Genomic DNA, 26,445 nt, shown 5'->3' on the forward strand with positions numbered 1-26,445 from the left:
TGCGATGGGTCGGCCATGAGCGAGACACCCGAGGCCTTCCTTCGCGTGCGCATCGACGTCCCGGCCGGCGAGGCCGACGCCGCTGGCGCCCTCCTCCTCGTCCTCGGCGCCACCGGCATCGAGGAGCGCGACGAGCAGACCCTGGTGCCCGAGGGCGAGAGCGCCCCGGCCGCCGGGCGGGCGCAGGTCCTGGCCTGGCTCGAGGCCGGCACCGATCACGAGGCCCTCCGGGCCCACCTCGGCGCCACCCTGCCCGCCGACGCGACCCTCACCCTGGACGAGGTCGAGGCCGAGGACTGGGTGGAGGTAGTCCGCTCGCAGGTCGTCCCGGTGGAGCTCGGCCAGCGCCTGCGCATCCGGGCCACCTGGCACGAGCCCGGCCCCGAGGACGGACGGGAGGAGCTGGTCCTCGATCCGGGCCTGGCCTTCGGCACCGGCAGCCACCCGACCACCGCCCTCTGCCTGGTCGCCCTGGAGGAGGCGGTCGCCCGCCACCGGAAGGAGGGTCACGCCCCGAGCGTGCTCGACCTGGGCTGCGGCAGCGGCATCCTCTCCATCGCCGCCCTGCGCCTGGGCGCCGACCGGGCCCTGGCCATCGACAACGATCCGGTGGCCGTCGAGGTCACCCTCGAGAACGCCGAGCGCAACGGCGTGCTCGACCGGGTGGAGGCCACCACCGAGGGCCCCGAGCAGCACAGCGGCGTCTGGGATCTCGTGGCCGCCAACATCCAGCTCGGGGTGCTGCAGCTCCTCGCCCCGGCCGCGGCCGCCCGCCTGGCGCCCGGCGGGGAGATCTTCCTCTCGGGGCTGCTCGAGGAGCAGGCCGCAGAGGCCCGCGCGGCCTACGAGGCCGAGGGCCTCGAGCACCGCGAGACGGTCAGCGAGGGCGGCTGGGCGCGGGTCACGCTCCGGCGGCCCTTGCCCTAGGCGCGGACGACGTAGGTCTTCGCGATCTTGTCGTGCAGGGCCTGGCCGCGGTCGTCGACCACGACCCAGACCAGGCCGACCAGGAAGAAGAGGGTGCCCACCGAGGCGGTGAAGCCGCGCAGGAGCGCGAGCTTGAGGCCCGGGGCTCGGCCGCGCCGATCGAGGACCCGCACCTTCGCGAGGCGGGCGCCGAAGGTCTGGCCGCCGACGAGGGCGCCCGCGGCGGCGTAGACCGTGCCCACCACGGCCGCGAGGCCGAGGAAGCCGGCGGCGACGAGGGGGTCGCGCAGCACCGAGGCCGGCCCCAGATCGCTGCCCGCCACCCGGGCGGCGGCCCAGGCCAGGCCGGCGACCGTCGAGGAGAGGATCGCGCCGTCGATCAGCCAGGCCAGGGCGCGGGCGCCGATGCTGGCGACCCGGGCGCGCACGATCTTGCGCTCGGCGGGGCGGATCTCCTCGTCCTCCAGCTCGCTGGCCGGGGTGAGGGCCGAGTCCCGGGGATCGTGCTCGGGGCGAGGCGTGTCGAGGACGGCGCTGCGGCGGAAGACGTCGAAGGCCGGGCTGGAGATGCGCAGCTCACCGATGCCGGGCGGGGTGGTGATCGACTCGGCGCTCACCTCGTGCTCCGGCGCCTCGCGGTCCTCGGCGGGCTCGGGCGTGGGCACCGGCAGCGCGGGGAGCTCGTCGGCCGGCCGCACGACCGTGTCGGCCAGGCTCTCTTCCATCACGGTGCCGGCCCAGGCCGGCTCCTCGGAGCTGCGCTCGCCGAGGCCGGCGAACCAGGCGGCCTCGAGGGACTCGCTGCTGGTCGGCGGCTCGGAGTGCTCGAGGTCGAGGAAGCGGGAGGGGCGGGGCTCGGCCGGCGCCGGCGTGATGGGGGGCGAGTAGCGCGGCGCCTCGTCCAGGGTGAGGGGAGGCTCGGGGGCGGGCTCGACCCGGAAGGCCTCGGGGATCACGTCGCTGGGCGGCGCCTCGACCTCGACCTCGGCGGCGGCCACGGGCTCCGGCTCCCGCTCCGGGACGGGGATCGGCAGGTGGGCGATCCTCTCGGCGAAGCCGGGCAGCCCCGGATCGGTGACCGCGAGGTCCTCGGACTCCGCGGGCTGCAGGGCCTCCGCGGGCGCCTCGGCCTCGGGGACGTCGTCCCGCAGGGCCTCCGCGGGCGCCTCGGCCTCGGGGACGTCGTCCCGCAGGGCCTCGGGGAGGGGCGCGAGGGCGAGCGCGCTGGCCGGATGGGGCGGCAGGGTCACGGCCTCCCGGGAGAAGTGGCCGGGATCGAGCGGGGCCGAGGCCGGCGCCTGGCGGGCGGGGCGCTCGGGCAGCGAGGCGCCGAGGGCCTCTCCGGCGCTCATCTCCTCGAGGGCGGCGGCGATCAGCTCGTCGTCGAGCTGCGGAGCCCTCGGCGGCCGGCGGCTGAGAACCCGGCGGTGCCCCTTGGGCACGTGCTTGCGGGCCTCGTCCTGGGACTTGTCATCGGGGGAGACGAACCAGCTGGCGCTCTGCATGAGCGCAGGATGCCGCCACGATCGAGGTGGTCAAGAAAACCACCCTGGCGGCCACCTGCCCACCGGCCCTCCCCCGGCGTCAAAAAGTTGACCGGAAGGTACCTCGCAGTAGCTTGGGAAGGCGGCGAGAGCTGCGCCCATTCGACCCGCAGTCAGAAGAGGAGCGACCCCCGCGGATGGCACGCACGAGCACGAAGAAGGACGAAGGCAAGAGCACCCGGAAGACCCCCGCCCGCAAGGCGAGCGCGGGGAAGGCCGGAGGCAAGTCCCGCAGCGCGGCGAAGGCCCGCACCCCGGCGCCCTCCGCCGCGGCCAGCCCGAAGAAGCCCGCCTCTCCCGGCCACCGCCGGGAGCTCGTCGGCGTCGTCCTCGTGGCCATCGGCCTCACCCTCGGCCTGGCGGTGTGGAGCTTCGACCCCTCGGACGACAGCCTCGTCGGGCGGGGCCTGCCGCCGGCCGCCAACCTCATCGGGAGCTTCGGCCACCAGCTCGCCGACCTCCTCCTCTCCACCCTCGGCGTCGGCGCCTTCGTCCTCGCCCTGGTCTGCGTGGGCATCGCCGCCCTCCTCTTCTCCCGCCTGCGCCTGCGGATCACGGTCCTCGAGGCCATGGGCTGGACCACCGTCGTCCTCGCCGGGGCGGTGCTCGCCCACCTGCTCATCCCGGAGACCCGCCCCTTCCACCACGTCCCGGGCGGCCTGGTCGGCCTCTTCGGCGGTGAGCTGCTCCGCGGCCAGCTCAACACCGTGGGCGCGGTGATCGTCGCCATCGCCCTGATGATCCTGGCGCTGGTCCTGGCCGCCGACCTGCGGGTGCACGCCATGGCCGGCCCGGCGGTGCGCACCCTGCGCCGCCTGGGCGACGGTGTCCTCGTGGCCACCCGCACCTTCGGCGAGCGCCTCTGGGAGCACCACCTCGAGACCCGCGCCGAGCGCCGCGAGGCCCGGGCCCGGGCCCGGGCTCGCCTCGAGCGGATGGAGCGGACCGCGGAGGCCGTGGCCGCCGCGGAGGCCCGCGCGGCCGCCGCGCCGGAGGATCCCCTCGCCGCCGTGGTGGAGGTCCCGCGCAGCGACAGCGAGCTCGCCAACGGCAAGAAGACCCGCGGCAAGGTGAAGGTCGAGGCGGCGCCCCCGCCCCCGCCCCCGGCCAGCCCGCAGCTCGCCGGCATCGCCCCGATCGAGGAGCTCCCCGCCGAGGAGCGCGATCCGCTCTGCGATCCCAACCACTCCGATCCCGCCTGGATCGACTCCCTGGGTGAGCCCGCCCCGGTCGCCCTCCCCCGGCCCCAGCTCCACGTGCGCTCGCCGGGGCCGGTGATCGAGGGCCTCACCCCCTCGGACCCCCAGCCGATCCTGGCCCCGGAGGCGGTGGCCGAGCTCGAGCCCGAGCTGGAGCTCGAGCCCGAAGTCGAGGCAGAGCCCGAGACCCCTCCCGTCGAGCTCGTGGTGGCTCCCCCTCCGCCCGCGAGGCCCACGCCGAAGCAGGCCTCCGAGGGCCCCACCATCGTCGAGGCCGTCCAGCCCGAGACCCCGAAGAAGCGCAAGAAGCAGCAGGGGGCCTTCGCCTTCACCACCCACGGGGAGCGCTTCGAGCTGCCCGATCTCGATCTGCTCGACGAGGTGGTCGAGGACCGGAAGTCCACCCTCGACCGGGACGGCCTGCACGAGACGGCCCGCAAGCTCTGCCAGAAGCTGGCCGACTTCGGCATCAGCGGCGAGGTCACCAAGATCCGCCTCGGACCCGTCGTCACCATGTACGAGTTCGTGCCCGGCCCCGGAGTGAAGATCTCGAAGATCGCCAGCCTCTCCGACGACCTGGCCATGGCCATGGAGGCGCTGCGGGTCCGCATCGTCGCGCCCCTGCCCGGCAAGGGCGCGGTGGGCATCGAGGTGCCCAACAAGGTGCGGCAGACCGTGCAGCTGCGGGAGATCCTGGAGCAGCCCGCCTTCCAGGAGGCCAAGGGCAAGCTCACCATGGGCGTGGGCAAGGACGTCGAGGGCATGCCCTTCGTCGCCGACCTCGCGAAGATGCCCCACCTCCTGGTCGCCGGCACCACCGGCTCGGGCAAGTCCGTCGCCGTGAACGCGATGATCTCGTCCATCTTGATGCGGGCCACCCCCGACGACGTCCGCTTCATCATGGTCGATCCGAAGTGGACCGAGCTCTCCCTCTACGAGGGCATCCCCCACCTGCTCCTGCCGGTCGTGAAGGATCCGGCCAAGGCCGCCCTGGCCCTGCGCTGGGCGGTCGAGGAGATGGACCGCCGCTACCAGCTCCTCGCCGACTGGGGCGTGCGAGGCCTGGCCGGCTTCAACCGTGAGGTGAAGAAGGCCAAGAGCGAGTGGGAGGAGCGCCAGCAGGCCCTGCCGAAGCTCCCCGATCTCGAGACGATGTCCATGCTCGACCCGCGCCGCCCCGAGGTCGAGGAGGAGTTCAAGCAGCGTCTGGTCGACGATCCGAAGCCACCGGATCACCTGCCGCTGATCGTCATCATCATCGACGAGCTGGCCGACCTGATGATGGTGGCCTCCCGCGACGTCGAGACCTACATCGCCCGGATCGCCCAGAAGGCCCGCGCCGCCGGCCTCCACCTCCTGGTCGCCACCCAGCGCCCCTCCACCGACGTCCTCACCGGCCTCATCAAGGTGAACTTCCCGGCGCGGATCGGCTTCCGGGTCGCCTCCCGCCACGACTCCCAGACCATCATCAACCAGCCGGGCTCGGAGAAGCTGCTGGGCATGGGCGACATGCTGATCATCCCCCCCGGCCAGGCCGACCCCACCCGCGTCCACGGCGCCTTCGTCTCCGACGACGAGGTGAAGCGCCTCGTCGATCACCTGACGAGGCAGGGCGAGCCCATCTACGACGAGTCGATCCTCAAGGCCCGGGACGAGGAGAAGGGCGAAGAGGGCGAGGAGGAGGACTACGATCCCAAGTGGGACGAGGCGGTGATGGTCGTCTCGGAGATGGAGAAGATCTCGGTCTCGATGCTCCAGCGCAAGATGAAGATCGGCTACAACCGCGCCGCGCGGATGGTCGAGCAGATGGAGCGCGAGGGCATCGTCGGCCCGGCCGACGGCGCCAAGCCCCGCGACGTGCTCATCTCCGCGCCGCCGCCGGTCACCCCTCCGCCGGCCTAGCGGGCCCTCGCCCGTGCTATGCTCTTCCTCGTCCGGCCGGCGTCGAGGGGGGTTGCTGGAGCCCCTCCCGAAAGATCCGGCCGCTCGACTCATGGGGAGCACAGATGCGTGATCAGCCTTCCGAGCGCGAGCTGGGTCTCGACCAGCTCGTCTTCGTCCTCCTGGCCGCCTTCGGCCTCTTCCTGATCTCCTCGTCCGGCGCCTGCGGCGAGCCCACCGACCAGGACCCCGGCGACGCCGGCTCCTGCAGCGACATCTCGCTCTGCGACGACGGAGGCGGGAGCGACGCCGGCGACGCCGGGGGCTCGGACGGCGGCAGCCCCGACACCGGGGTGCCCGACGGGGGCGGAGACACCTGCGGGGACGGCGTCTGCGGGACGACCGAGACCGTGGCCACCTGCGCCCTGGACTGCGTCGGCACGGACCAGCCGCCCACCTGCACCCACGGCTGCACCGTCGTGGGCGACTGCATGTACGCCCAGTCCGAGTGCGTGAACGGGATCTGCTACCGCGCCGAGTGCACCAGCGCCGCGGACTGCACCCAGTACCCCAACCAGGACTGCCTCCTGGTGAACGGGCGCATGGCCTGCCAGACCCCCTGCACCCCCGGCGGCAGCGAGTGCGACTTCGGCCAGGCCTGCACGGCCCGGGCGGACGACGGCGCGCTCTTCTGCACCTACTACGACTGCGTCGACGACTCCGACTGCTCGGGCGAGGTCTGCGTCGGCGGGGTCTGCGGCTGCAACACGAGCGGCGACTGCGGCTACCCGAGCGACCCGGTTTGCAACAACGGCAACTAGGGCGTCAGTCGGCGCTGGCCGCGGCGACCATCCCGGCCAGCGCCGGGCCGTAGGGGGCCCGCGCGACCCCCTGCTCGGTGATGATGGCGGTGACCAGCTCGGCGGGGGTCACGTCGAAGGCCGGGTTGCGGGCCTTCACCCCGGTCGGGGCGAGCTGCACCCCGACGAGGTGGGTCACCTCTTCCTCGGAGCGCTCCTCGATGGGGATGCCCTCCCCGGTCGCCGTCTCGAGGTCCACGGTGGAGGTCGGCGCCGCCACGTAGAAGGGGATGCCGTGCCGGTGGGCCAGCACCGCCACCTGATAGGTGCCGATCTTGTTCGCCACGTCGCCGTTGGCGGCGATGCGATCCGAGCCGACGACCACCGCCTGCACGAGCCCCTTGCTCATGAGGTGGCCGGCGGCGACGTCGGGGATCACCGTCACGTCGATTCCGTCCTGGTGGAGCTCGTAGGCGGTCAGCCGCGCGCCCTGGAGGTAGGGCCGGGTCTCGTCGGCGAAGACCTTCAGCCGCTTGCCCTGCTCGAGGCCGCCCCGGATCACCCCCAGCGCCGTCCCGTAGCCGGCGGTGGCCAGGCCACCGGCGTTGCAGTGGGTCAGCACCGTGCCCTCCTCGGGCAGCAGGGCACCGCCGTGGCGGCCGATGTCCTTGCACATCTGCAGATCCTCGGCGTCGATGGCCTCGGCCTCGGCGCGCAGAGCGGCGACCACGTCCCCGCCCCCGCGCTCCAGCACGCGGAGCATACGGTCCACGGCCCACATCAGGTTCACCGCCGTGGGGCGGGCCTCGCGCATCCGGGCCGCGGCGGCGCGGAAGGCCTCCTCGCCGGAGCCCCCCTCGCCCAGGGTGCGGGCCGCCTCCAGGGCGAGGCCGTAGGCCGCGGTCACCCCGATGGCCGGCGCCCCGCGCACCACCATGTCGGTGATGGCCCTCGCCGCGCTGTCGGCGTCGGCGCAGGCGACGTAGGTCTCCTCCCGGGGGAGGAGGCGCTGATCGAGCAAGCGCAGCTCGCTCTCGTCCCACTCGATGTGTCGGCGGCTCATGGCCGGCGAAGCTATCTCGATAGGGGATAGGAGGACAGCCCCACCCGCCGGCCGTCCGGATCGCGCAGGTAGAGGGTGTGCTCGGTCTCACCGTCGGTGCGCAGGCCCAGATCCGGCAGCCGGGCCTTGAGGGCCGCGCGCTCCTCGGCGGTGCAGGCGAAGGCGAAGAGCTCGAAGCTCTCGCGGGGGATCTCCGGCTCGTCCCCGTCCGCCTGCTCCACCATCAGCACCCCCCCGTTCAGCCCCAGCCAGATCGAGTGGCCCGGGGTCTCCCGCAGCCGGGGCAGGCCGAAGACGTGCTCGTAGAACCCCGCCAGGCGCTCCATGTTCCGGGTCCGCAGGGCCAGGTGGTGGATCGAAGGTGCTCCCATCACCCCACCCTCTTACGAATCCCCCCCTCCAGGGAAGAGCCTTGTTACCCTGGAGCTCATGTCGAAGACCGTGAAGATCGTCCTGATCGTCCTCGGCGTGCTCCTGCTCCTCTCGACCACCTGCGTCGGCGGCGGGCTCTGGTGGCTCTCCACCAAGGCCGAGTCCATGAAGGCGCAAGGGGACGAGATGCGGCGGGAGGCAGAAGCCTTCGCGGAGACCACCGACGCCGCGGGCTGTCTGGACGAGGCCACGCGCCGGAACCTCGGTGACGGAAACATCCTGGACGAGGTGCGGACCCACGTCTTCCTGGCGGCCTGCCTCCGCGGCGCCCGGCCCACCGAGGGCCTCTGCGAGGGCGTCCCGTCGATGAACCAGATCCTGACCACCGTGAAGTGGCGCCTCGCGCGCTGTCAGCAGGGCTCCGATCCCGACCCCGAGCGCTGCAGCCGCCTGCTGGCGAAGCTGCAGGAGCACTGCCACCCCCGCTGATCCCGGCCAGCCTCAGGGCGCGCGCAGCAGGGGCGCGAGCAGGCCGAGGGCCTCCTCGAGCTTCTCGGGCGGCACCGAGGTGAAGCACATCCGCACGTGGGTCGGGTAGTCCTTGCCGCTGGCGCTCCCGGGGGTCAGCAGCACGCCGGTCTCCTCGAGCACCCGGCCGAGGAAGGCCAGGAGGTCCTCGCCCTCGCGGAAGAAGGGCGCGACGTCGAAGAAGAAGAAGGTGCTGCCCTCGGGTGGGGGCAGGCCGAGGGCCTCGGCGCAGAGCCGGCCTGCCCGGGCGTAGGCCGCCCGCGCCTCGGCCAGCCACTCGCCCGCCTCGCCGAGCGCCCGCGCCGCGGCCCGCTGCATGGGCTTGGGGGCGTTGTAGCTCTGGAAGGTCTGCACGCCCCGGATGGCCTTCATCACCTCGTGGGGCCCGTGGGTGTAGCCCACCCTCGCCCCGGCGATGCCGTAGGACTTCGAGAAGGTGTGGCTGGTGATGCAGCGCTCGCGAAAATCCTCCCGGGTCCAGAGGGGCGGCGGCGGATCATCGACGTAGATCAGATCCTCGTAGGCCTCGTCGCTCCAGATCCAGAGGTCGTGCTCGGCGGCCACCCTCGCCAGCGCGGCGGCGATGGGCTCCGGCAGGAGGCGGCCGGTCGGGTTGTTGGGGCTGTTGAGGTAGAGCGCCACCGTGCGCTCGGTGATGGCCGCGCGGATCGCCGCCTCGGCGTCGAAGCCCTCCTCCCCCAGGCGATCCCAGAAGGGGATCTCCACCGGCACGCCACCGCGGGAGGCAATGATGCCGCGGATGAGCGGCCAGTAGGGGGCGGGCAGGAGCACCTCGTCACCCGGATCCAGCAGGGTCTGACAGATCACCGAGAGGCCGACGGTGGCGCCGCTCATCACCTGCAGGTCCGCCGGGTCGAGGGGCCGCCCGCCCTGGCGCTCCAGCTTGGCCAGGATGGCCTTGCAGAGCATCGGCGTCCCCTGCACCGGGGCGTAGGTGTGGAGCATCGCCTCGTCCTCGGTGCGCTGGGCCTCGGCCCGGATGGCGGGGTGCGGCTCCATCCAGGTGTCACCCACCTGCAGGGGGTAGATCGGCCGGTCGAGCTCCCGGGCCCGGGCGGCCAGGCGGGAGTAGACCGAGTCGGAGAGGGAGCCGGCGGTGGAAGCGAAGTCGGGAAAGCGGGGCATGGTCTCTTCAGTCCTCGTCGTCGAAGCGGGGCGGGCGGGTCTTCCAGCGGGGCATCCCCACCGACTCGCAGTAGGCCTCCCAGCGCTGGCGGGGCGCCCCGCGCCAGCGAAGGTCGTCCAGGGTCTCGCGCAGGGGCACGTCGGTCGCGAGGGTGGCGAGGCGGCGGTAGAGCAGGGCCTCCTCGCGCTGCCGGGCGAGCACCCCGGCGAGGCGGGGCGCCCCCCGGAGGCCCTCGGGCCAGGCGGCGGGATCGTCGGGGATCGCCTCGAGCGTCTCGAAGCGGGCGAGGAGCCTGCTCACGGTCTTCTCGCCGAAGCCGGGCAGGCCCGGGATGCCGTCGGCGGAGTCCCCCACCAGGGCGAGCCAGTCGGGCAGGCTGGCCGGCGCGATGCCCCTGCGCTCGCGCAGAGCAGCCACGTCGATCACCTTCTCTCGCATCCGATCGACCTGGACGACCCTGCCCTCCACCAGGCACTGCCCCAGGTCCTTGTCCGGGGTCATCAGCCGCACCTCGCCGACCTCCCCGGCGAAGCGCGCGGCGGCGGTGGCCAGGGCGTCGTCGGCCTCCCACTCGTCCATCGGCCAGACGGTGACGCCGAGGGCCGCGAGGGCCTCCTCGGCGGGCTCCATCTGCTCCACCAGCTCGGGGTCCATCCCCTCGCCGGTCTTGTAGCCCTCGAAGAGCTCGTTCCTGAAGGACTCGATCGGCCGGTCGAAGGCCACCGCCAGGTGGGTGACCGCCTCGGCCTCGTCGCGCAGGAGCGCGAGCACGCTGCCGACCACCCCGGCCACGGCCTTGAAGGGTCTTCCTTCGGCGGTCGTGCGGTCCGGCCCCCGGCCGTAGAAGGCCCGGAAGAGCTCGTAGGTGCCGTCCACGACGTGGAGGCGGTCGACCTTCTTCGCAGCCATGCGCGCTACTCCTCTTCCAGCTTCTGGCGCAGGGCCTCACTGGCGAGCTTGGGGTTCGCCTTGCCCCCGCTCGCCTTCATCACCTGTCCCATCAGGAAGGCGAGGATGCCCTTCTTGCCGCCGCGGTAGGTCGCGGCCTGATCCGGGAAGTCCCGGATCACCTGCGCGACCACGGCCTCGAGGGCGCCGCTGTCCGAGACCTGCTCGAGGCCCAGCTCGGCGACCAGCTCCCGCGGCCGCTTCTCGTTGCCGAGGAGAGCGGCGAAGACCTGCTTGCCCGCCGAGGAGCTGATCGTGTCCGCCTCGACCAGGGCCATCAGCTCGGCCAGGCGATCCGGTGCGAGGCCGAGCGCCTCGATGCTCGCGTTGCGCTCCCCGAGCTCGCGCAGCACCTCCCCCACGATCCACTTCGCCGGCACCGCCCCGGGACCGTCGAAGGCCTGGACCGCCGCCTCGAAGTACTCGGCCACGCCGCGCTCGTTCGAGAGGGTGCGGGCGTCCTCCACCGAGAGGCCGTGCTCGGCGACCCAGCGCTCGGCCCGCTGGACCGGCAGCTCGGTCAGGCGGGCGCGGGCGCGCTCGAGCAGGGCGGCGTCGAGGTGGAGGGGCGGCAGGTCGGGGTCGGGGAAGTAGCGGTAGTCCTCGGCCTCCTCCTTGCTGCGCATCGTGCGGGTCTCGTCCCGCTCGCTGTCGTAGAGGCGGGTCTCCTGCTCCACCACGCCCCCCTCCTCGAGGAGCTCGGCCTGGCGCAGGATCTCGTGGGTGATGGCCTTCGCCACGAAGCGGAAGGAGTTGAGGTTCTTCACCTCGGCGCGGGTGCCCAGGGCGCGCTCGCCGCGGGGTCGCAGGGAGACGTTGGCGTCGCAGCGCAGGGAGCCCTCCTGCATGTTCCCGTCCGAGATGCCGAGGTAGCGCACGATCGAGCGCAGGGCCTTGAGGTAGCCGGCGGCCTCCTCGGGTGAGCGCAGATCGGGCGCCGAGACCACCTCCAGCAGCGGCACCCCGGCGCGGTTGAGATCCACCCGGGAGTGGCCGCCGCCGCCGTCGTGGACCGACTTGCCGGCGTCCTCCTCCATGTGGATGCGGACGATGGAGGCCTCGGCGACCCGCACCTCCTCCCCCTCGTCGCCGTCGACGAAGAAGCGCAGGGCGCCGTGCTCGCAGATCGGCTCGGCGAACTGGCTGATCTGATAGCCCTTGGGCAGGTCGGCGTAGAAGTAGTTCTTGCGGGCCCAGACGCTGCGCTCGCGTACCTCGCAGCCCAGGGCCAGGCCGAGGGCCGCGGCCATCTCGGCGACCCGGAGGTTGAAGACCGGCAGGGCGCCGGGGAGCCCGAGGCAGGTGGGGCAGGTGTGGCTGTTGGCCGGCGCGCCGAAGGCGGTGCTGCAGCCGCAGAAGATCTTGCTGCGGGTCGAGAGCTGGACGTGCACCTCGAGGCCGATCACCGGCTCCCAGCGCTCGAGGATCTCGGAGAGGCGGCTCACGCTTCCTCCCCCACCGGCGCCAGGCCGGCGAAGTCATGGGCGTCCTCGAAGGCGCTGCCCACCGAGAGCAGGCGCGCCTCCTGGAAGGCCGGCGCGACGAGCTGCAGCCCCACCGGGAGCCCCGCCGCGGTGAAGCCCGCGGGCAGCGAGAGGGCCGGGAGCCCGGCGAGGGAGGCCGGGATCGTGAAGACGTCCGCCAGGTACATCGCCAGGGGATCGTCCTGCTTCTCGTCGCGCCGCCAGGCCGGGGTCGGCGAAGTGGGGGTGAGGATCAGGTCGACCTGCGCGAAGGCCGCCTCGAAGTCCCGGGCGATGAGGCCCCGCACCCGCTGGGCGGTCCCGTAGTAGGCCTCGTAGTAGCCGCTGGAGAGGACGAAGGTGCCCAGGAGGATCCGCCGCTGCACCTCGGGGCCGAAGCCCTCCGAGCGGCTGCGGGCGTAGAGCTCACCCAGGCTCGTCACCCCCTGCGCCCGGCGGCCGAAGCGGACCCCGTCGTAGCGCGAGAGGTTCGAGGAGGCCTCGGCGGGCGCGAGCACGTAGTAGCAGGCGACCCCCAGCTCGGCGTGGGGCAGCTCCACCTCGCGGACCCTCGCGCCCGTCCCCTCGAAGAAGGCCACCGCCGCGTCGAGGCGCGCGATGACCTCGGAGTCCACGCCCTCCCCGCGGGCCGCGGCGGGCAGGCCGATCGTGAGGCCCGCGAGCTCCGAGGGCGCGCAGTCCGCGGCCTCGGGCACGGGCAGCTCCCGGCAGGTGGCGTCGAGGGGATCGCCCCCGGCGATGCTCCGGAAGAGGGGGACGAGGTCCGCCACCCGGGGCGCCATCGGGCCGATCTGATCCAGGGAGGACGCGAAGGCGAAGAGCCCCCGGCGGGAGACCCGGCCGTAGGAGGGCTTGAGGCCCGCCACCCCGCAGAGGGCCGCCGGCTGGCGGATCGAGCCGCCGGTGTCGGTGCCCAGGGCCAGGGGCGCGTAGCCCGCGGCCACCGCCGCCGCCGAGCCCCCCGAGGAGCCGCCGGGCGTGCGCTCGGGATCCCAGGGGTTGGCGCAGGCGCCGTGGGCGGAGAAGACGGTGGCCGAGCCCATGCCGAGCTCGTCGAGGTTGGTCTGCCCGACGATCACTGCCCCGGCGGCCTCCAGCCGGGCCACGGCGGTGGCGTCGTAGGGGGGCCGGTAGCCCGCCAGGATCTTCGAGGCGCCGTCGGTCTCGACGCCCGCCATCCCGATGAGCCCCTTCACCAGGACCGGGACTCCGTCGAGGGGGCCGAGGCGCTCCCCCCGCTCGCGGCGGGCGTCGGAGGCGGCGGCCGCGGCGGCGGCGCGCTCCGGGGTCGTGCGGATCACGGCGTTGAGCTCGCCGTCGAGGGCGGCGATCCGGTCCAGGGCCGCCTGCTTCAGGCCGGCCGCGCTGTGCCTCCCCTCCTCGAGAGCGGTGGAGAGCTCGGCCAGGGTCGGCGCCGGCAGGGGGGCACGCATCTCTTCAGCCGATCACCCGGGGGACCAGGAAGGCGCCGTCCTCGGCGGCCGGGGCGTTCGCGGTCGCCTCCTCCGGCGTGAAGGAGGGCCGGACCTCGTCCTCCCGCTTGGCGCCCGTCTCGGGGGGCGCGCCGGGTGAAGGCAGCTCCGAGAGGTCCGCCTGCTGCAGGCGCTCGACGTAGCCCAGGATCCGTCGCAGGTCGCCGGCGAGGCGGGGGAGGTCCTCCTCCGCGACCTCCAGCCGGGCGAGCTTCGCGATCTTCCTGATCTGGGCTTCGTCCACGGCTCTGGACTTTGCACCCAGCGGGGGAGGCGGACAAGGGCCGCGAGCCCCCAGCGCCTCTTCCCGCTCCGCTCCCCCCATGCGAGCCTCTCCCCCCATGAGACGCAAGCTCCTCCCCGCTCTCCTCGCCCTGGCGCTCGGCGGCTGCGCCACCCTCTCGGTCAAGAAGGTGGCCGAGAAGCACCCCCCGCGGATCGTCTTCACCACCGCCATCGAGGAGGACCAGCCGGTCGACGAGATCACGGCCCTGGCCGAGCACCAGGACCGCCTCTGCCTCTCGGGCCGCTGGTTCGACCTGCCCCACACCACCCTCGGCTACCGCTACGAGCTGAAGGACGGCGGCGGCCAGGTGCTCTACGTGGGCGAGCAGGAGGTCACGGCGAGCGCCGCGACCTGGTTCACCTACAGCTGCTACGGCCGCACCAAGGCCGACGCCCCCGGCACCTGGAGCTACACCCTGACGCTGGGCGACTTCGAGCAGGCCGGCCAGATCGAGGTGGCGCCCCTGAAGCCCAAGCCCCTCAGCGCCATCATCGGCGTCCTGAAGGAGAAGAAGGGCGAGGTGATCGACGCCCTCGGCGGCCTGATGGAGGCCGCCCGGCCGAACACGGAGCCGGTCACCGACACCCCCGAGGATCAGGAAGAGGAGATCACGGAATGAAGACACGCATCACCGAGCTGCTGGGCATCGAGCACCCCATCATCCAGGGCGGCATGCACTACGTCGCCTTCGCCGAGCTGGCCGCGGCGGTCTCCAACGCCGGCGGCCTGGGGATCATCACCGCCCTGACCCAGAAGACCCCCGAGGATCTCGCGAAGGAGATCGCCCGCACCCGGGAGCTGACCGACAAGCCCTTCGGCGTGAACCTCACCTTCCTGCCCACCGTCACCGCCCCCGACTACCCGGGCTACGTGAAGGCGATCATCGAGGGCGGCGTGAAGGTGGTCGAGACCGCCGGGCGCAACCCCTCCGAGGTGATGCCCTACCTGAAGCAGGCCGGCATCAAGGTCGTCCACAAGTGCACCTCGGTGCGCCACGCGCTGAAGGCCGAGAAGATCGGCTGCGACGCCGTCTCGGTGGACGGCTTCGAGTGCGGCGGCCACCCGGGCGAGGACGACATCCCCAACATGATCCTGCTGCCCCGTGCCGCCGAGGAGCTGAAGATCCCCTTCGTCGCCTCCGGCGGCATGGCCGACGGCCGCTCGCTGGTGGCCGCCCTGGCCCTGGGCGCCGACGGCATCAACATGGGCACCCGCTTCATCGCCACGAAGGAGGCGCCGGTCCACGAGAACGTGAAGCAGGCCATCGTCGACGCCAGCGAGCTCGACACTCGCCTGATCATGCGCTCCCTGCGCAACACCGAGCGGGTGATGAACAACCCGGCGGTCGAGGAGCTCATCGCGAAGGAGCAGGCGAAGGGCGACAGCCTGACCTTCGAGGACATCATGGAGAAGGTCGTGGGCGTCTACCCGAAGGTGATGCTCGAGGGCACCATGGACGCCGGCGCCTGGTCCTGCGGCATGGTCGCGGGCCTCATCCACGACGTCCCCACCTGCCAGGAGCTGATCGACGGCATCATGAAGGAGGCCGAGACCCTCATCAACGAGCGCCTCGCCGGGATGCTCTAGACCAGAGATCACGATTCCCGATCGTCGGTGGCCTCCTGATGTGCATCCTCCGCCCCCGGGATAGGGTGGCGGCATGCGCCTCCCCGCCACGCTCTGTCTCCTGACGCTCACCCTCACGGGCTGCGGGGAAGAGCCCGCCCGCCAGGCGATCCAGCGCAACGGCGTCTGGGCCGACGACGGCGGCGCCCTCTTGCTGATGGAGGGCCGCTACACCACCCCCGATCCCGCGGCCCCCTACTTCGCCGACGGCGAGGCCAGCGACTGGGAGGTGGCCTTCGTGGAGAGCGACGCCTCCCTGGCGCCAGGGGCCGAGCTGCTGGTGCGGCCGGATCCCTCCCAGCCGGGCGGCGGCGGCCTGGCCGGGCGCGTGTGGTGGCTGCGCTCCCGGGGCCTGATCGTCCTCGAGGAGTACGGGATCCCGACGGTGATCTCCCTGGCCGAGGGCCGCGAGCTCGTCCCCCGCCTGCCGGGCGCGGAGGTGCCCACCCTCTTCGCCCCCGAGGTCGAGAGCGAGGAGGGGCTGCTCCTCGATCTGGTGCCCTCCCCCGACGGAAGCCGCCTGGCCCTCTTCCACGCCCTGGCCTACACCGAGCCGCCCGCCACGCCCGGTGGCATCGAGCAGATCCACTTCGTCCACGTGGTCTCCTGCTTCGATCTCGAGGACGGCGCGCGCTTCCTCTGGGCGAGCCGCCTCGAGCGCTGGGCCGGCACCCAGGAGCCCCTCAAGCTCGATCCGCCGGTGCCCGACACCGGCGACGTCCCGCCCGAGCCGCCGGCCCTCCCCACCCTCGGCTCCCTCCAGCGCTCGAGCCAGCTCCTCTGGGCGAAGGACGGCAGCGGCTTCTTCGTCCTCGACGGTCCGGGCGAGCCCGGAGAGGTCGCCGAGGGCGCCTTCGTCCACCTCGCCGACGGGCGGATGGAGGACCTCCTCCCCGACGCACCGGTGCCCGCCCTGGCCCTGCCCACCACCGGCGGCCCGGTGAGAGACGACGGCCTCACGCTGATGGTCGAGGAGAGCCCGGAGGATCCCAACGGCGTCCACCTGGTCGTCCACCCCGCCACCGGCTGGGTCCCCTTCGATCAGGTCTCCGAGGTCGCCCTCTCGGCCATCGACTACGCCTACTGATCCCGCCGCCCGCTCGCGGCGCCGGAGCCCTTCGTGGTGCGGCCTCGCGCCAGCGCCGCCAGCAGCTGGGCGAAGAAGCCCGAGGCGGGGACGAGCAGGAGGAGGGTGACCAGCCCCACGACCCAGGAGCTCGCCAGCCCGAGGCAGCCCAGGCCACCGAGCGCCAGGAGCACGATGGCGGCGATCCCGGTCACGCCCTCAGGCATGGTCACTCCAGCTCGCCCGGGGGGACCAGCTGCAGCTCCACCGGGGTCTGCGCCTCGCCCTCGATGACCTTCGCCCCGCTCACGTGGAATCCGGACCAGGTGCCGGCGTCGATCTCCAGCGTGCCGAGGGTGGTGGAGCCGGCGGGGACGTCCCCCGGGGCGCGCGTGATCCGCACCCGGATGTGCGAGGGACCGTAGCGCTCGGTCTGGAGCGTCAGGGGCAGGCCGCCGGCCGGGGAGCGGACCACCAGGCTCGAGGGGTCGCCCTTGAGGGAGAGCTCGATCTGGACCTCGCCCGAGAGGAGCGCGGACAGGCCCAGGGCCGCGATCGGTGTCTTCATCCGCTCATCCTAGTCGAGAGGAGCGCGTCGCCGGCTACCCGGGTGCGAGGGATCCCTCGCACCCCCCGGCGCCTGAAGGGACCTGATCCGCTGTGAGAGCCCGGATCCGGGTCCCTCCCGGATTGGTATGACCAATGCAACCGCCTCCGGCCAGGGCCCGGGGGCGACGATGCCGCGCCCGACCTCGAACCCCAACAGAGGAGGAAGGGCGATGGAGAGTCGAGACGAGCTGCGGGGACCGAAGCGACGAGGGCTGCGGATCAAGCTGATCAAGCCGGCGGAGCGCCCGCGCCCCGGGGTGCTGCTCAACCGCACGACGCGCTTCATGGACGCGGCGCTGCCCATGCTGGCCGCGCTGACACCCGAGCCCCACGAGGTGACGCTGGTCGACGAGAGCTTCGCGCCCGACCGGCGCTACGAGCCGGTGGACGTGGTGGGCATCAGCGTCTGGACCGATCTCGCGATGCGCGCCTACGCCATCGCGGATCACTACCGGAAGCGGGGCGTGACCGTGGTGATGGGGGGCATCCACCCCACCATGTGCCCGGACGAGGTGCAGGCGCACTGCGACGCGCTCGTGATCGGCGAGGGCGACCTGGCCTGGCCGGCGCTCCTCGCGGACCTCGAGGCTGGAAACCTCCAGCCCCGCTACGACTACCGCGACCGGATCCCGGAGCACCTCGGGGCGTTGCCGCTGCCCCGCCGGGACCTCTACCCCAGACTCCAGGGCCTGAACCCCGTGCCCGCCGGCGTCGGGATCGAGGCCAGCCGCGGCTGCCCCTACGACTGCGAGTTCTGCTCGGTGCTCGAGGTGCGCGGGCACCGCTACCGGCACCGGCCGGTGGAGGAGATCCTCGCGGAGATCGACGCCATCGACGCGGCGAACCTGATCTTCGTGGACGACAACGTCGCCCTGGACCGCAAGCGGGCCAAGGAGCTCTTCCGCGGCATGATCGGGATGGGCAAGCAGTGGGTGGCCGAGGCCTCGGTGGGCCTGGCCGATGACCTCGACCTGCTCGAGCTCATGCGCCAGAGCGGCTGCCGGGGTCTGATGATCGGCTTCGAGTCGGTGCAGCCGGAGACGATGGTCGGCATGAAGAAGCTCAGCCGCATGCACCTCACCCCGGTGGAGATCGTCCGGCGCTTCCACGACTCGGACATCCCGGTCATGGGCAACTTCGTCTTCGGCTTCGACCACGAGACGCCCGAGGTCTTCGATCTCACCCTCGACTTCGCCTTCCGCAGCGAGCTCGAGCTGGCGCAGTTCCGCGCGCTGGTGCCCTACCCCGGCACCCCCTTCCACGCCCGCCTGCTGCGGGAGGGGCGGCTGCTGGATCCGCACTGGTGGCGAAACCCGGACCGCCTCCCCGGCGAGGCCACCCCCCTCTTCGAGCCGAAGCGCATGAGCCGCTTGCAGCTGGCCGAGGGGATGCTGCGCCTCACCCGCGAGTTCTATGGCTGGCGGGGCCGCCTCCAGCGCCTGCGGAGCCTGCGACCCCTGCACCGCCCCCCGGTGGAGACCGCGCTGCTCCTGGGCACCGACTGGGCCTTCGGCAGCCGCTACGCGAGCGCCTTCCAATTCTCCCTGGATCGGGTCCGCGCCGAGGAGGACGTCGCGGCCGGTGTCGCGGAGCCCGCCGAGGTCCTCGCCGAGGTGTAGGAAGGACAACCGCCCTTTTCGCGAAGACCGGTTGACGGAAATCGCATTATCAGACGCAGCCGGTGGGGCGTTCGAGGGTAGAGTCTACCCTACAAGGGGGGCTCGGGGCCTCGCCATGGGGCCTGAGTGGTTCCTCGCTGCGAATCCGGCCGGTCGCGGACGCACCGCGGCCCTGCGGGCCACCGCTTCCGGGGCCTTCAGGGCTGCTCGTCCATCAAGAGGTCGTCGATGGTGGGGCCCTCGTCGAGGGCACCGCCGGGTGGGCCCCTCGCGCCGAGGGTGACGCTGCCGCGGGCTGGCGGGGTCGTCGCGAGGTGGAGGTGCTTCAGGATCCGGTGGATCACCTTCGGGTCGGTGATCACCGCGAGCACCTCCACCTTGCCACCGCACTTCTCGCAGGTCGTGACGTCCGCCTGGAAGACGCGCTTCAGCAACTCGGCCCAGGGGATCCGGCGGGGGCGGACCTCGACGTTAGTCTCGATCCCCTTCCAGTGGGCCCCACCACCCTCGGGCAGCGCCTTCAAGGGGAGCGGCGGGTACCCGGGAGGCGAGGGGGCCCGGTAGGGAAGCTCGGCCGTGGCCTTCGCCGCCAGGAGGGCGAGGGCTGGCCGGTGCTTCGAGTTCGGGGCGAAGACGCCGTGGTAGCGCACCAGGTTCTGGCCCTTCGGGGGGACCAGGTTGGCCAGGCGGCCCATCAGCTCCAGAGGATCGAGGAGGAGGCCGAGGGCCGGGGCGCGGGGGCGATAGGGGCGCTCCGGTGCGGTGGAGAGAACGCCGGGCAAGGGGCGGCGGGCGCTTCATGGCGCGTGCCGCTTCGATGAGCCTCGTCCTTTCGCGGGGTTCGAAGGGAATCGCCAAAGCCGCCGGTCCGGCAAATGGACCGTGGTCCGGGACCGAGTCCACAGGAGAGGCCGTGTACGTCGACGTGTACGTGTACGTGGACGGGCTCCTCAGAAGAGGCCGATGGCGAAGTGGAGCGCCAGGGCCTCCTCCCGGAGGACGGGATCGGGCAGGAGGTTCACGCCCAGATCGAGGGCCATCGGCCCGACCGGGGTGTCGTAGCGCAGGCCCGCCCCCGCGCTCGGCCGCAGGCGCCGCAGGTCGAGGGCCCGCGGGTCCTGCCAGATGTTGCCGAGGTCGACGAAGACCCCGCCCCGCAGGGCGCCGGCGATGGGGAAGCGCAGCTCGGTCTTGAGCAGCACGAAGGCCTCGCCCCCGGTGCTGGTGGGGCGCTTGCCCTGCACGATCGCCAGGGCGTCGTCGGTGCAGAGGGTGGGCTGGCCCAGGAGGCTCTGGCAGTCGGCGACCTGATCTCGCAGCTCGGAGCGGGCGTCCTCCGGGAAGACCGAATCCACCGGGAAGCCGCGGAGGTTGTCGGCGCCGCCCAGGAAGAAGCGCTTGGGGCCGATGGTGTTGTTGTCCCGCGAGAGGGGGAAGACCCGCCCGGCGCGCCCGGAGAGGGCCAGGGTGATCCCCTCCCCCGCCGGCAGGTACCAGCTGGCCGCGGCGGAGGTGCGCAGGAAGTGGATCGGCACCCCCACCCCGAGGTCGTGGGACCAGTCGAGGTTGGCGCTGATCAGCGCCCCGCGGGTCGGCGTGAAGGGGTCGTCCCGCAGGTCGACCGTCAGCCCCGGCCGCACGCTCACCAGCAGGGTCTGCCCCTGCTCCAGCCGCAGGCGCTCGCGATCCTCCTGGGTGAGGATCACGTCCTCGGCGGTGACCAGGCGGCCCTTGTCGAGATCGTCGAACTCCAGCTCCGCCCGGATCGAGGGGGTCCAGTTCTCGAAGACCCGGGTGCCCGCCCCCACCGAGGTGCCCATCCGGGTGAGGGTGTAGGTGGGGCGGACGTCGTGCTCGAAGGCCGCGTCGGTCCGCAGTCCCGAGAGGCGGGGGAAGCGCAGCCCGAAGCGGGCCTCCCACTCCGGGCCGGGGGCGAAGATGCGGTTGGCGCTCTGGAAGACGGGGTAGTTGGCCTTGGTGCGGACCTCGAGGGCCGAGCCGCCCAGGAAGGAGAGGTCGTCGTAGTCGGCGAAGGCGCGGGGGCCGTCCTCGGTGGAGACCCCCAGGCCCAGCTCCACCGAGCGGGGCCGCTTCTCCGAGACCACGACCACCACGTCCATCTCCTCGGCCGGGGCCTCGGGCTCGAGCAGGCGGATGGCGGCCGAGCGGTAGTTGCCCAGCTCCATCAGCTGCTGCTGCGAGCGGCGCACCGAGGCCGAGGACCAGAGGTCACCCTGCCCGAAGGTGAGGCGGGAGCGGATGAGCCCGGTCGAGGTGTGGCGGTGGCCCCGGACGATCACCCTCCCCACCCGCACCTGCGGCCCCGGCTCGGCCTCGAAGACGACGCGGGCCATCAGGCGGGTGGTGTCCAGGGCGACCTCCTGACGCACGCGCACGAAGGGGTGCCCCAGCTCGCGGTAGCGGGCCTCCATCCCCTCCCGGCTGGCCTCGATGGCGAGCAGGGAGAGCGGCGCGCCCTGCTCGACGGTCACGACCTCCCGGATGGCCTCTAGATCATCCTCGTCCACCCCGACGAGGCGCAGCTCGGCGATCCGGGTGCGCGGCCCCTCGGCCACCTGCACCACCACCCGGGCGTGCCGCCCGTCCCCGTCGCGCACCAGCTCGGGCTCGGAGACCTGGGCCCCGAGGAAACCATCCCGGCGGTAGGCGTCGCGGATCTGGGCGAGGGCGCGGGTGTAGACCTCCGGCTCCCAGACGGTGCAGGGGTCCGGGCGGCGCCGCTGCGGCCGCGCCTCCCCGGCGGACCGATCCCGGGGTCCGGCGACCAGCGCATCGACCACCGGCTCCTGGACCACCTGGGGCTCGACCTCCAGCACCTCGGCGACGGCCGCGCAGACGGCCTTCGAGAGCTGCTGGGGATCGCGGGCGTGCGCGCCGGGGAAGTCGATCCCCTCCACCACCAGTCGCTCGCCCTCCTCCACCTCGATCACCAGCAGGGTCCGCCCCCGGCCCACCGGCTCCTCGGTGGCACCGACCCGGACCTCCGCGTACCCCAGCCGGCGGTAGCGCGCCTCGATCCGGGCGACCCCCTCGGCGAGGGACGCGGGGTCGAGGGGGCGCCCCCCGGCCAGCCCCGCGAGCTCCTCGAGCTCCGCGGCGGTGAAGCGGGCGGCCCCCCGCACCTCGATCCGGGTGCGGGGCCCGGCGTCCACCCGCACCTCGAGGGCCTTGAAGGGGCCCGCCTCGCCGGGGTCCGGTCGCACCGAGATCGGCCCCACCCGGGTCCGCAGGTAGCCGGCCTGGCGCAGGAGGGTCTCGACGCGATCGAGCCCCTGATCGATCTGATCGCGCACCAGAAAGGCGCCCCGCTCCAGCTCCATCGCCGAGGTGAGCAGCGGCGGGGGCAGCCCGAGGCGCCCGACGAAGTCGATCCTCCCGAGGCGGCTGCGCGGCCCCTCCCGGATCCGGATGGCGCAGGCGACCAGCCCTCCCTCGGAGGTGCGGGTCTCCACCGTCACCTCCGGGCTGTCGAAGCCGTGGCGGCCGTAGAGTTCCGAGATGAGGCCGCGGGCGGCCTCCACCTTCCCCGGGCGGTAGGGCTTGCCACGGACGAGGCCCGAGGCGCGCATCAGCTCCTGCTCGGAGAGGCTCTCGTTGCCGCTGAAGACCACCTCGGCCAGGCGCAGGCGCGGCTTGCCCACCAGGCTCACCACCACCCCCTCGGGGGTCTGCCGCAGGTAGGCCTCGATCTGCTCGAAGCGCCCGGTCTCGTAGAGCAGCCGCACCGTCCGCCGCAGCGCCTGGCGGCTGAAGTACTGCCCCGAGCGCAGCGGCACCAGCTCGGCGGCCAGCTCGGCGTCCTCCATCCGGGAGAGGCGCAGCTCGACGCTGGCGATGCGCGGGGGCTCCTCGTACCAGCGCGGCAGGGAGGCCAGGGCCGGCGAGGCCCAGGCCAGGAGCAGCACGCAGAGGAGCCGCCTCACTCCAGCTCCCAGCGCAGCTTCAGATCGACCCCGAGGTTGCCCACCTCCGACTCGCGGTTCTCGGTGTCCCACTCGGCCTGAGCCGAGATGGTGTCGGTGATCCGCACCTCGGCGGTGGCCCGCTGGCCGGGCGCCCCGATGGGCGCGGAGTAGCGCAGGCGCAGGGCGTCGGTGAAGAGGCGCGACTCGAAGGCGACCCGCGGCTCGACCTGGCCGGTGCCGGCCGAGTAGCCGCTGGTCAGGCGCAGGCGCGGCGCGCGCAGGATCTCGTTGTCGGGCAGGAAGCGCTTCACCTGCCGGTCGAGGCCGGTGGCCGAGAAGAGGGCGTCCATCACGGCGAAGGCCGCCTCTCCGCCGTCGAGCCCCTCGGCGTCCCGGGCGGTCAGGCCCAGGGTCAGCAGGGTGAGCAGGTCCGCCTCGGCCAGCTCCGGCTCCGAGGTGAGGATCACCCGCGGCTCCTCCGGGCTGCCGAAGGCGTGCACGTGCACCCGGTAGTCGCGCACCTCCGCCTCGGCGTTCACGTCGAAGGTGGGATCGATCCGATCCGGCGACTGGAAGTCGACGACCGCGTGGCTGACCCGGAAGCGGTTGCCCCGGAATTTCGCCTCGCCCTCGAGCGCGTCGACCGTTCCCAGCAGTCCCGGCGAGGCCAGGGTGCCCAGCAGGCGCAGATCGCCCTGCAGGCGCATGTCGAGCTCGGGGGTGGCGACCACCATCGTGCCGGGCACCTGCAGGGTGACGTCGAGGCGCAGGGGGAGCGCGTCCTCGGAGCTCTCGGAGAGGGAGGCCTTGCGGGACTGCGCCCAGGGCAGCAGACCCTCGACGCCCAGCTCGGCCTCGTAGCGACCGCGGACGGCCTGGAGGTTCCCCGAGAGGAAGAGGTCCCCCGCCGGCCCATCGAGGAAGAGCGCCCCGGCGAGGGTGAGCTGGAGCTCGTCGGTGGGGGCGATGCGCACCTCGTCCAGGCGGGTGACGAGGTGGATGCGCTTGGGCATCAGCCGCTCGAGGTGCAGCTCACCGGAGAGATCGATCCGCCCGCGCCCCGCGATGCCGGTGAAGCCGTCGAAGACGACCGCCCGCTGGGAGAAGGTCACCTCGCCGCCGAGCGCCTCGATCTCGAAGGGCAGGAAGGAGGTGGCGAGCCCGGCGTTCACCACCCGGCCCGAGCCGACCAGGGTGGGCCGCTCCCAGGCGCCGCCGACGCTGGCCTGGAGCTCGAGGGTGCCCGAGGCCGCGTCCAGCTCGGGCAGGAGGGAGGCGAGAGCGGCGAGCCCCAGGGTCCCCGAGAGGGTCAGGTCGAGCCCCTCGCTCTGACCCGCGCTCCCGCGCAGGTGGATGCTGGAGGCCTCGGAGATCACCGTCAGCCCCCGGGTGGCGAGGGTGCCGTCGCGCACCTGCAGCTCGGCGCCCCCGGCGAGGGCCAGCTCCAGCTTCTCCCGCTTCACGCGCAGGCGGGTGAGCGAGAAGGCCCCCCGCCAGCTCGAGAGCCGCTCGGGGTGGCCGGTGAGGCGCAGGGAGCCCTCGCTGGCGCCGTCCCAGCCGGGCGCGAGGCGGCCCCGGGTGTCGAGGACCGGGATCCAGCGGGCGAGCTCTTGCTCCTTCCAGGCCAGCTCCAGCTCCAGCCCTCCGCCGTCGAGATCGACCTTCACCGTACCGCCGAGGCGCTCCCCGTCGAGGCCGCCGCGCAGGGTCAGGGCGTCCCCCTCCAGGGAGACCTGCACCTTCCCCTGCCCCTGATCGATGCCCCGGGTCCGCAGCCCCTCCAGGGCCAGCGCGCCGGTGACCTTCGGCACCATCCAGGTCCCGGAGGTCACCAGGTCGCCCGACACGCGGCCCTCCAGGCCCTCCCCCTCCAGCCAGTGGAGGCGCTCCAGGGGCAGCTCCCGGGTGGCGATGGAAAGCCCGAGCTCGCCGTCGATGACCGCGAAGCCCCGCACCGTGGTGAGGTCGTCCGCGCCGACGCGGATCCGCGCCTCGTCGATCTGGAAGCGCTCGCGATCGATGAGGCCGCCGCGCAGCGAGAGGGACTCGTAGGGCTGACCCTCGAGCACGCCCTTGGCCGCCCGCGCCTCGAGCTGGAAGCTCACCTTCTCCAGGGGACCCTCGACGTGGATGCTGCCGCTGGCCTCGCCGGTGGTGCCCGAGAAGCGCCGGGCGAGGGGGTGCCAGTTCTCCAGCGCCGGGATCAGATCCTCCAGCCGCCCCTCGGCCACGGCGATGTCGAAGGTGAAGTCCTTGGGGTCCTCCCCCACCCGGATCCCGGCCTCGTTCAGCACGTACTGGGTGCGCCCGCGCTGCCCGGCCGCGCCGGCCACCGAGATGACCATGTCCTCGAAGACGAGCTGCCCGGTCACGACCCCGGCCTCGATGCCGTCGACCGAGAAGGCGCGGCCCCCGAGGCGCCCCTCGATGCGCAGATCGGAGTAGGGGCCGGTGAGGGAGAAGGGCCCCTTCACCACGCCGCTGTAGGGCATGTCGGCGATCCGGGGGATGTCCTGGCCCAGATCGATCGAGTCGGCCAGGCCCGTGAGCGCCACCGGGGCGTTGCCGGAGAGCGGGAAGTCGCCCTGAACGTTCACCCGGGAGTTCGCCAGGGCGACCTCGCCGCCCGTCACCGAGATGGTGTCGGCAGTCACCCGCACCGGCGTCTTCACCGTGGCCGGCGGGAGGGTGAGGAAGGTCTCGTCGGGGCGGCCCGGGCCCTCGCGCACCGGGCGGTCGAGGGTGACGAAGTCGACGACCTGGAGATCCGCGGGTCCCCGGAGATCGAGGGGGTGCAGGCTGCCCTCCAGGCTGCCGCCGCCGGAGATCCGGGCGTCCACCCAGGCGCCCGGCAACCCCAGGGAGCCGACCAGGGCCTCGAGGGAGCCCTCCTTCACCTTCACCGCCAGGCGCGCCGGATAGGGCTCGGCCAGCCCGATGGTCCCCTTCACCTCGAGCTCACCCTTCATGGCGTCGGTGACGAGGCGGGTGAGCTGCACCTCCTCGCCCTCCAGCGTGGCCTCGATCGAGCTGTTGCCGATCCAGAAGTGATCCAGGCTGGCCTCCCGGAAGTGGAGCGCTCCCCCCAGGCCCGGATCGAGGATCGAGCCGCTGCCGTTCACCTTCAGGGCGAGCTGGCCCCGGGCGGTCTCGCGCAGCTCGGGCGAGGCGCCGGCGAGGGTCAGCCAGCGCTCGAGCTCCCCCTCCACCTCGGCGCTCCAGGCGGCGCTCAGCTCACAGAGCGAGACCCGGCCCTCCCGGAGGTGGGTCGCGAGCCCGCCGACCTCCGCCGAGATGCCGCCGGTGGTGATGATCATGCCCTCGGTCTGCACCTCGCCCTCCGCGGCGACCCCGGAGAAGGAGAGCGGCTCGGCCGCGCCGACGTGCAGCGTGCCGCTGGCGGAGGCGATGCGGGCGCTCAGGGACTGTCCCCAGCCCCGGGTGGAGACACTCAGGTCCGCGACCTCGAGGAAGGGCGCGTCGCCCCGCCGCAAGGTGAGCTCGGCCTCCTCGACCTCGCCGGAGAGGACCCTCAGCGGCAGCTCGGGCAGCCCGCAGCCGTCCCAGGTCGCCGCCGCCGGATCGCGGGCTGCCTCGAGCCGGGCGAGGTCCACGCGCAGGCGCGGACCCCGCACGACCAGGGAGTCGACCAGCACCTGCTCCGAGGGGGCCTGGACCTCCCGCAGCTTCAGCTCGAGGCGATCGACGTCCAGCTCGATCCCCCGCCGGGGAGAGCGGATGGCGACGTCGTGGAAGGCCAGCGCGACCGAGAGGGGATCCAGCTCACAGCGGCCCACCAGCACCGTTCCGTCCACCCACTTCGCGCCGCGAGCCTCGATCTGGGCGCAGAGGAGATCGGCGGCGGCCTGCGAGCGCAGGAAGGCAAAGGAGCCCACCACCAGGAGGGCGAAGATCAGGAGGAAGAGCGCTGCAAGTGGACGCCTCATT

21 protein-coding genes are annotated in these 26,445 nt (G+C 73.0%); 8 read left to right on the forward strand and 13 right to left on the reverse strand.

All coding sequences use genetic code 11. The features are described 5' to 3' along the window. Positions 1–15: 15 nt before the first annotated feature. Positions 16–927: a 50S ribosomal protein L11 methyltransferase gene (locus P1V51_17690; GenBank protein MDF1564880.1), complete on the forward strand. Its 912-nt coding sequence runs from the start codon at positions 16–18 to the stop codon at positions 925–927. On the opposite strand, the gene P1V51_17695 is transcribed toward P1V51_17690, so the two are convergent. Further along, complete coding sequence (locus tag P1V51_17695; protein ID MDF1564881.1) at positions 924–2,432, reverse strand: RDD family protein; 1,509 nt, start codon at positions 2,430–2,432, stop codon at positions 924–926. The two genes, P1V51_17690 and P1V51_17695, sit on opposite strands and share 4 nt — an antisense overlap. Before the next feature lie 176 nt (positions 2,433–2,608). On the opposite strand from P1V51_17695, the gene P1V51_17700 reads away from it, so the two are divergent. Next, entirely contained in the window at positions 2,609–5,572 is a 2,964-nt protein-coding gene (locus P1V51_17700) for a DNA translocase FtsK 4TM domain-containing protein (GenBank protein MDF1564882.1), read from the forward strand. Between the two features lie 104 nt (positions 5,573–5,676). Further along, on the forward strand, positions 5,677–6,372 hold the full coding sequence (locus P1V51_17705) for a hypothetical protein (GenBank protein MDF1564883.1): 696 nt from the start codon (positions 5,677–5,679) through the stop codon (positions 6,370–6,372). A 4-nt stretch (positions 6,373–6,376) separates the two neighbouring features. On the opposite strand, the gene mtnA is transcribed toward P1V51_17705, so the two are convergent. Continuing rightward, positions 6,377–7,414 (reverse strand): S-methyl-5-thioribose-1-phosphate isomerase, encoded by a 1,038-nt coding sequence (gene mtnA / locus P1V51_17710; protein MDF1564884.1) that lies wholly within the window; start codon positions 7,412–7,414, stop codon positions 6,377–6,379. Between the two features lie 11 nt (positions 7,415–7,425). After that, on the reverse strand, positions 7,426–7,785 hold the full coding sequence (locus P1V51_17715; protein MDF1564885.1) for a VOC family protein: 360 nt from the start codon (positions 7,783–7,785) through the stop codon (positions 7,426–7,428). 58 nt (positions 7,786–7,843) lie between these two features. Between P1V51_17715 and P1V51_17720 the strand changes: the two genes are divergently transcribed. After that, on the forward strand, positions 7,844–8,275 hold the full coding sequence (locus P1V51_17720) for a hypothetical protein (protein ID MDF1564886.1): 432 nt from the start codon (positions 7,844–7,846) through the stop codon (positions 8,273–8,275). A gap of 12 nt (positions 8,276–8,287) precedes the next feature. Here P1V51_17720 and P1V51_17725 read toward each other — a convergent pair whose 3' ends face one another. Genes P1V51_17725 through gatC form a run of 5 tightly spaced genes read right to left on the reverse strand, consistent with a single transcriptional unit; the run spans position 8,288 to position 13,609 of the window. Then, complete coding sequence (locus P1V51_17725; GenBank protein MDF1564887.1) at positions 8,288–9,460, reverse strand: pyridoxal phosphate-dependent aminotransferase; 1,173 nt, start codon at positions 9,458–9,460, stop codon at positions 8,288–8,290. A gap of 7 nt (positions 9,461–9,467) precedes the next feature. Further along, entirely contained in the window at positions 9,468–10,370 is a 903-nt protein-coding gene (locus P1V51_17730; protein MDF1564888.1) for a 5'-3' exonuclease H3TH domain-containing protein, read from the reverse strand. A 5-nt stretch (positions 10,371–10,375) separates the two neighbouring features. Next, positions 10,376–11,836, reverse strand: a complete 1,461-nt coding sequence (gene gatB / locus P1V51_17735; GenBank protein ID MDF1564889.1) for an Asp-tRNA(Asn)/Glu-tRNA(Gln) amidotransferase subunit GatB — start codon at positions 11,834–11,836, stop codon at positions 10,376–10,378. A gap of 14 nt (positions 11,837–11,850) precedes the next feature. Next, on the reverse strand, positions 11,851–13,326 hold the full coding sequence (gatA, locus tag P1V51_17740; GenBank protein ID MDF1564890.1) for an Asp-tRNA(Asn)/Glu-tRNA(Gln) amidotransferase subunit GatA: 1,476 nt from the start codon (positions 13,324–13,326) through the stop codon (positions 11,851–11,853). A 4-nt stretch (positions 13,327–13,330) separates the two neighbouring features. Then, entirely contained in the window at positions 13,331–13,609 is a 279-nt protein-coding gene (gatC, locus tag P1V51_17745; protein MDF1564891.1) for an Asp-tRNA(Asn)/Glu-tRNA(Gln) amidotransferase subunit GatC, read from the reverse strand. 97 nt (positions 13,610–13,706) lie between these two features. Here gatC and P1V51_17750 point away from each other — a divergent pair, with 97 nt between their 5' ends. The 3 genes from P1V51_17750 (at position 13,707) to P1V51_17760 (ending at position 16,364) form a co-directional block, all read left to right on the forward strand. Continuing rightward, positions 13,707–14,270, forward strand: a complete 564-nt coding sequence (locus P1V51_17750) for a hypothetical protein (GenBank protein ID MDF1564892.1) — start codon at positions 13,707–13,709, stop codon at positions 14,268–14,270. After that, a complete protein-coding gene (locus P1V51_17755; protein MDF1564893.1) occupies positions 14,267–15,238 on the forward strand; it encodes a nitronate monooxygenase family protein in 972 nt (323 codons plus the stop codon). Before P1V51_17750 ends, P1V51_17755 begins: the two co-directional genes overlap by 4 nt. Positions 15,239–15,311: 73 nt before the next feature. Further along, entirely contained in the window at positions 15,312–16,364 is a 1,053-nt protein-coding gene (locus tag P1V51_17760) for a hypothetical protein (protein MDF1564894.1), read from the forward strand. Here the strand turns inward: P1V51_17760 and P1V51_17765 are convergent. Beyond that, positions 16,358–16,570 (reverse strand): hypothetical protein, encoded by a 213-nt coding sequence (locus P1V51_17765; protein ID MDF1564895.1) that lies wholly within the window; start codon positions 16,568–16,570, stop codon positions 16,358–16,360. The genes P1V51_17760 and P1V51_17765 overlap by 7 nt on opposite strands. Positions 16,571–16,572: 2 nt before the next feature. After that, positions 16,573–16,911 (reverse strand): hypothetical protein, encoded by a 339-nt coding sequence (locus P1V51_17770; GenBank protein MDF1564896.1) that lies wholly within the window; start codon positions 16,909–16,911, stop codon positions 16,573–16,575. 211 nt (positions 16,912–17,122) lie between these two features. Here P1V51_17770 and P1V51_17775 point away from each other — a divergent pair, with 211 nt between their 5' ends. Further along, complete coding sequence (locus P1V51_17775; GenBank protein MDF1564897.1) at positions 17,123–18,571, forward strand: radical SAM protein; 1,449 nt, start codon at positions 17,123–17,125, stop codon at positions 18,569–18,571. A 197-nt stretch (positions 18,572–18,768) separates the two neighbouring features. Here the strand turns inward: P1V51_17775 and P1V51_17780 are convergent, their stop codons facing one another. From P1V51_17780 to P1V51_17790, 3 genes are all read right to left on the reverse strand, one after another. Further along, complete coding sequence (locus P1V51_17780) at positions 18,769–19,353, reverse strand: transposase (GenBank protein MDF1564898.1); 585 nt, start codon at positions 19,351–19,353, stop codon at positions 18,769–18,771. A 168-nt stretch (positions 19,354–19,521) separates the two neighbouring features. After that, positions 19,522–22,515: a POTRA domain-containing protein gene (locus P1V51_17785; protein MDF1564899.1), complete on the reverse strand. Its 2,994-nt coding sequence runs from the start codon at positions 22,513–22,515 to the stop codon at positions 19,522–19,524. Next, entirely contained in the window at positions 22,512–26,444 is a 3,933-nt protein-coding gene (locus P1V51_17790; protein MDF1564900.1) for a translocation/assembly module TamB domain-containing protein, read from the reverse strand. Before P1V51_17790 ends, P1V51_17785 begins: the two co-directional genes overlap by 4 nt. Between the last annotated feature and the right edge of the window lies 1 nt (position 26,445).

It is taken from the genome of Deltaproteobacteria bacterium, assembly GCA_029210625.1.
Taxonomy (GTDB): domain Bacteria; phylum Myxococcota; class Myxococcia; order SLRQ01; family SLRQ01; genus JARGFU01.

Coding starts and splice junctions, on each gene's coding strand:
- P1V51_17690 (MDF1564880.1), top strand. CDS start 16: ATGAGCGAGACACCCGAGGCCTTCCTTCGCGTGCGCATCGACGTCCCG.
- P1V51_17695 (MDF1564881.1), bottom strand. CDS start 2,432: ATGCAGAGCGCCAGCTGGTTCGTCTCCCCCGATGACAAGTCCCAGGAC.
- P1V51_17700 (MDF1564882.1), top strand. CDS start 2,609: ATGGCACGCACGAGCACGAAGAAGGACGAAGGCAAGAGCACCCGGAAG.
- P1V51_17705 (MDF1564883.1), top strand. CDS start 5,677: ATGCGTGATCAGCCTTCCGAGCGCGAGCTGGGTCTCGACCAGCTCGTC.
- mtnA (MDF1564884.1), bottom strand. CDS start 7,414: ATGAGCCGCCGACACATCGAGTGGGACGAGAGCGAGCTGCGCTTGCTC.
- P1V51_17715 (MDF1564885.1), bottom strand. CDS start 7,785: ATGGGAGCACCTTCGATCCACCACCTGGCCCTGCGGACCCGGAACATG.
- P1V51_17720 (MDF1564886.1), top strand. CDS start 7,844: ATGTCGAAGACCGTGAAGATCGTCCTGATCGTCCTCGGCGTGCTCCTG.
- P1V51_17725 (MDF1564887.1), bottom strand. CDS start 9,460: ATGCCCCGCTTTCCCGACTTCGCTTCCACCGCCGGCTCCCTCTCCGAC.
- P1V51_17730 (MDF1564888.1), bottom strand. CDS start 10,370: ATGGCTGCGAAGAAGGTCGACCGCCTCCACGTCGTGGACGGCACCTAC.
- gatA (MDF1564890.1), bottom strand. CDS start 13,326: ATGCGTGCCCCCCTGCCGGCGCCGACCCTGGCCGAGCTCTCCACCGCT.
- P1V51_17750 (MDF1564892.1), top strand. CDS start 13,707: ATGAGACGCAAGCTCCTCCCCGCTCTCCTCGCCCTGGCGCTCGGCGGC.
- P1V51_17755 (MDF1564893.1), top strand. CDS start 14,267: ATGAAGACACGCATCACCGAGCTGCTGGGCATCGAGCACCCCATCATC.
- P1V51_17760 (MDF1564894.1), top strand. CDS start 15,312: ATGCGCCTCCCCGCCACGCTCTGTCTCCTGACGCTCACCCTCACGGGC.
- P1V51_17765 (MDF1564895.1), bottom strand. CDS start 16,570: ATGCCTGAGGGCGTGACCGGGATCGCCGCCATCGTGCTCCTGGCGCTC.
- P1V51_17770 (MDF1564896.1), bottom strand. CDS start 16,911: ATGAAGACACCGATCGCGGCCCTGGGCCTGTCCGCGCTCCTCTCGGGC.
- P1V51_17775 (MDF1564897.1), top strand. CDS start 17,123: ATGGAGAGTCGAGACGAGCTGCGGGGACCGAAGCGACGAGGGCTGCGG.
- P1V51_17790 (MDF1564900.1), bottom strand. CDS start 26,444: ATGAGGCGTCCACTTGCAGCGCTCTTCCTCCTGATCTTCGCCCTCCTG.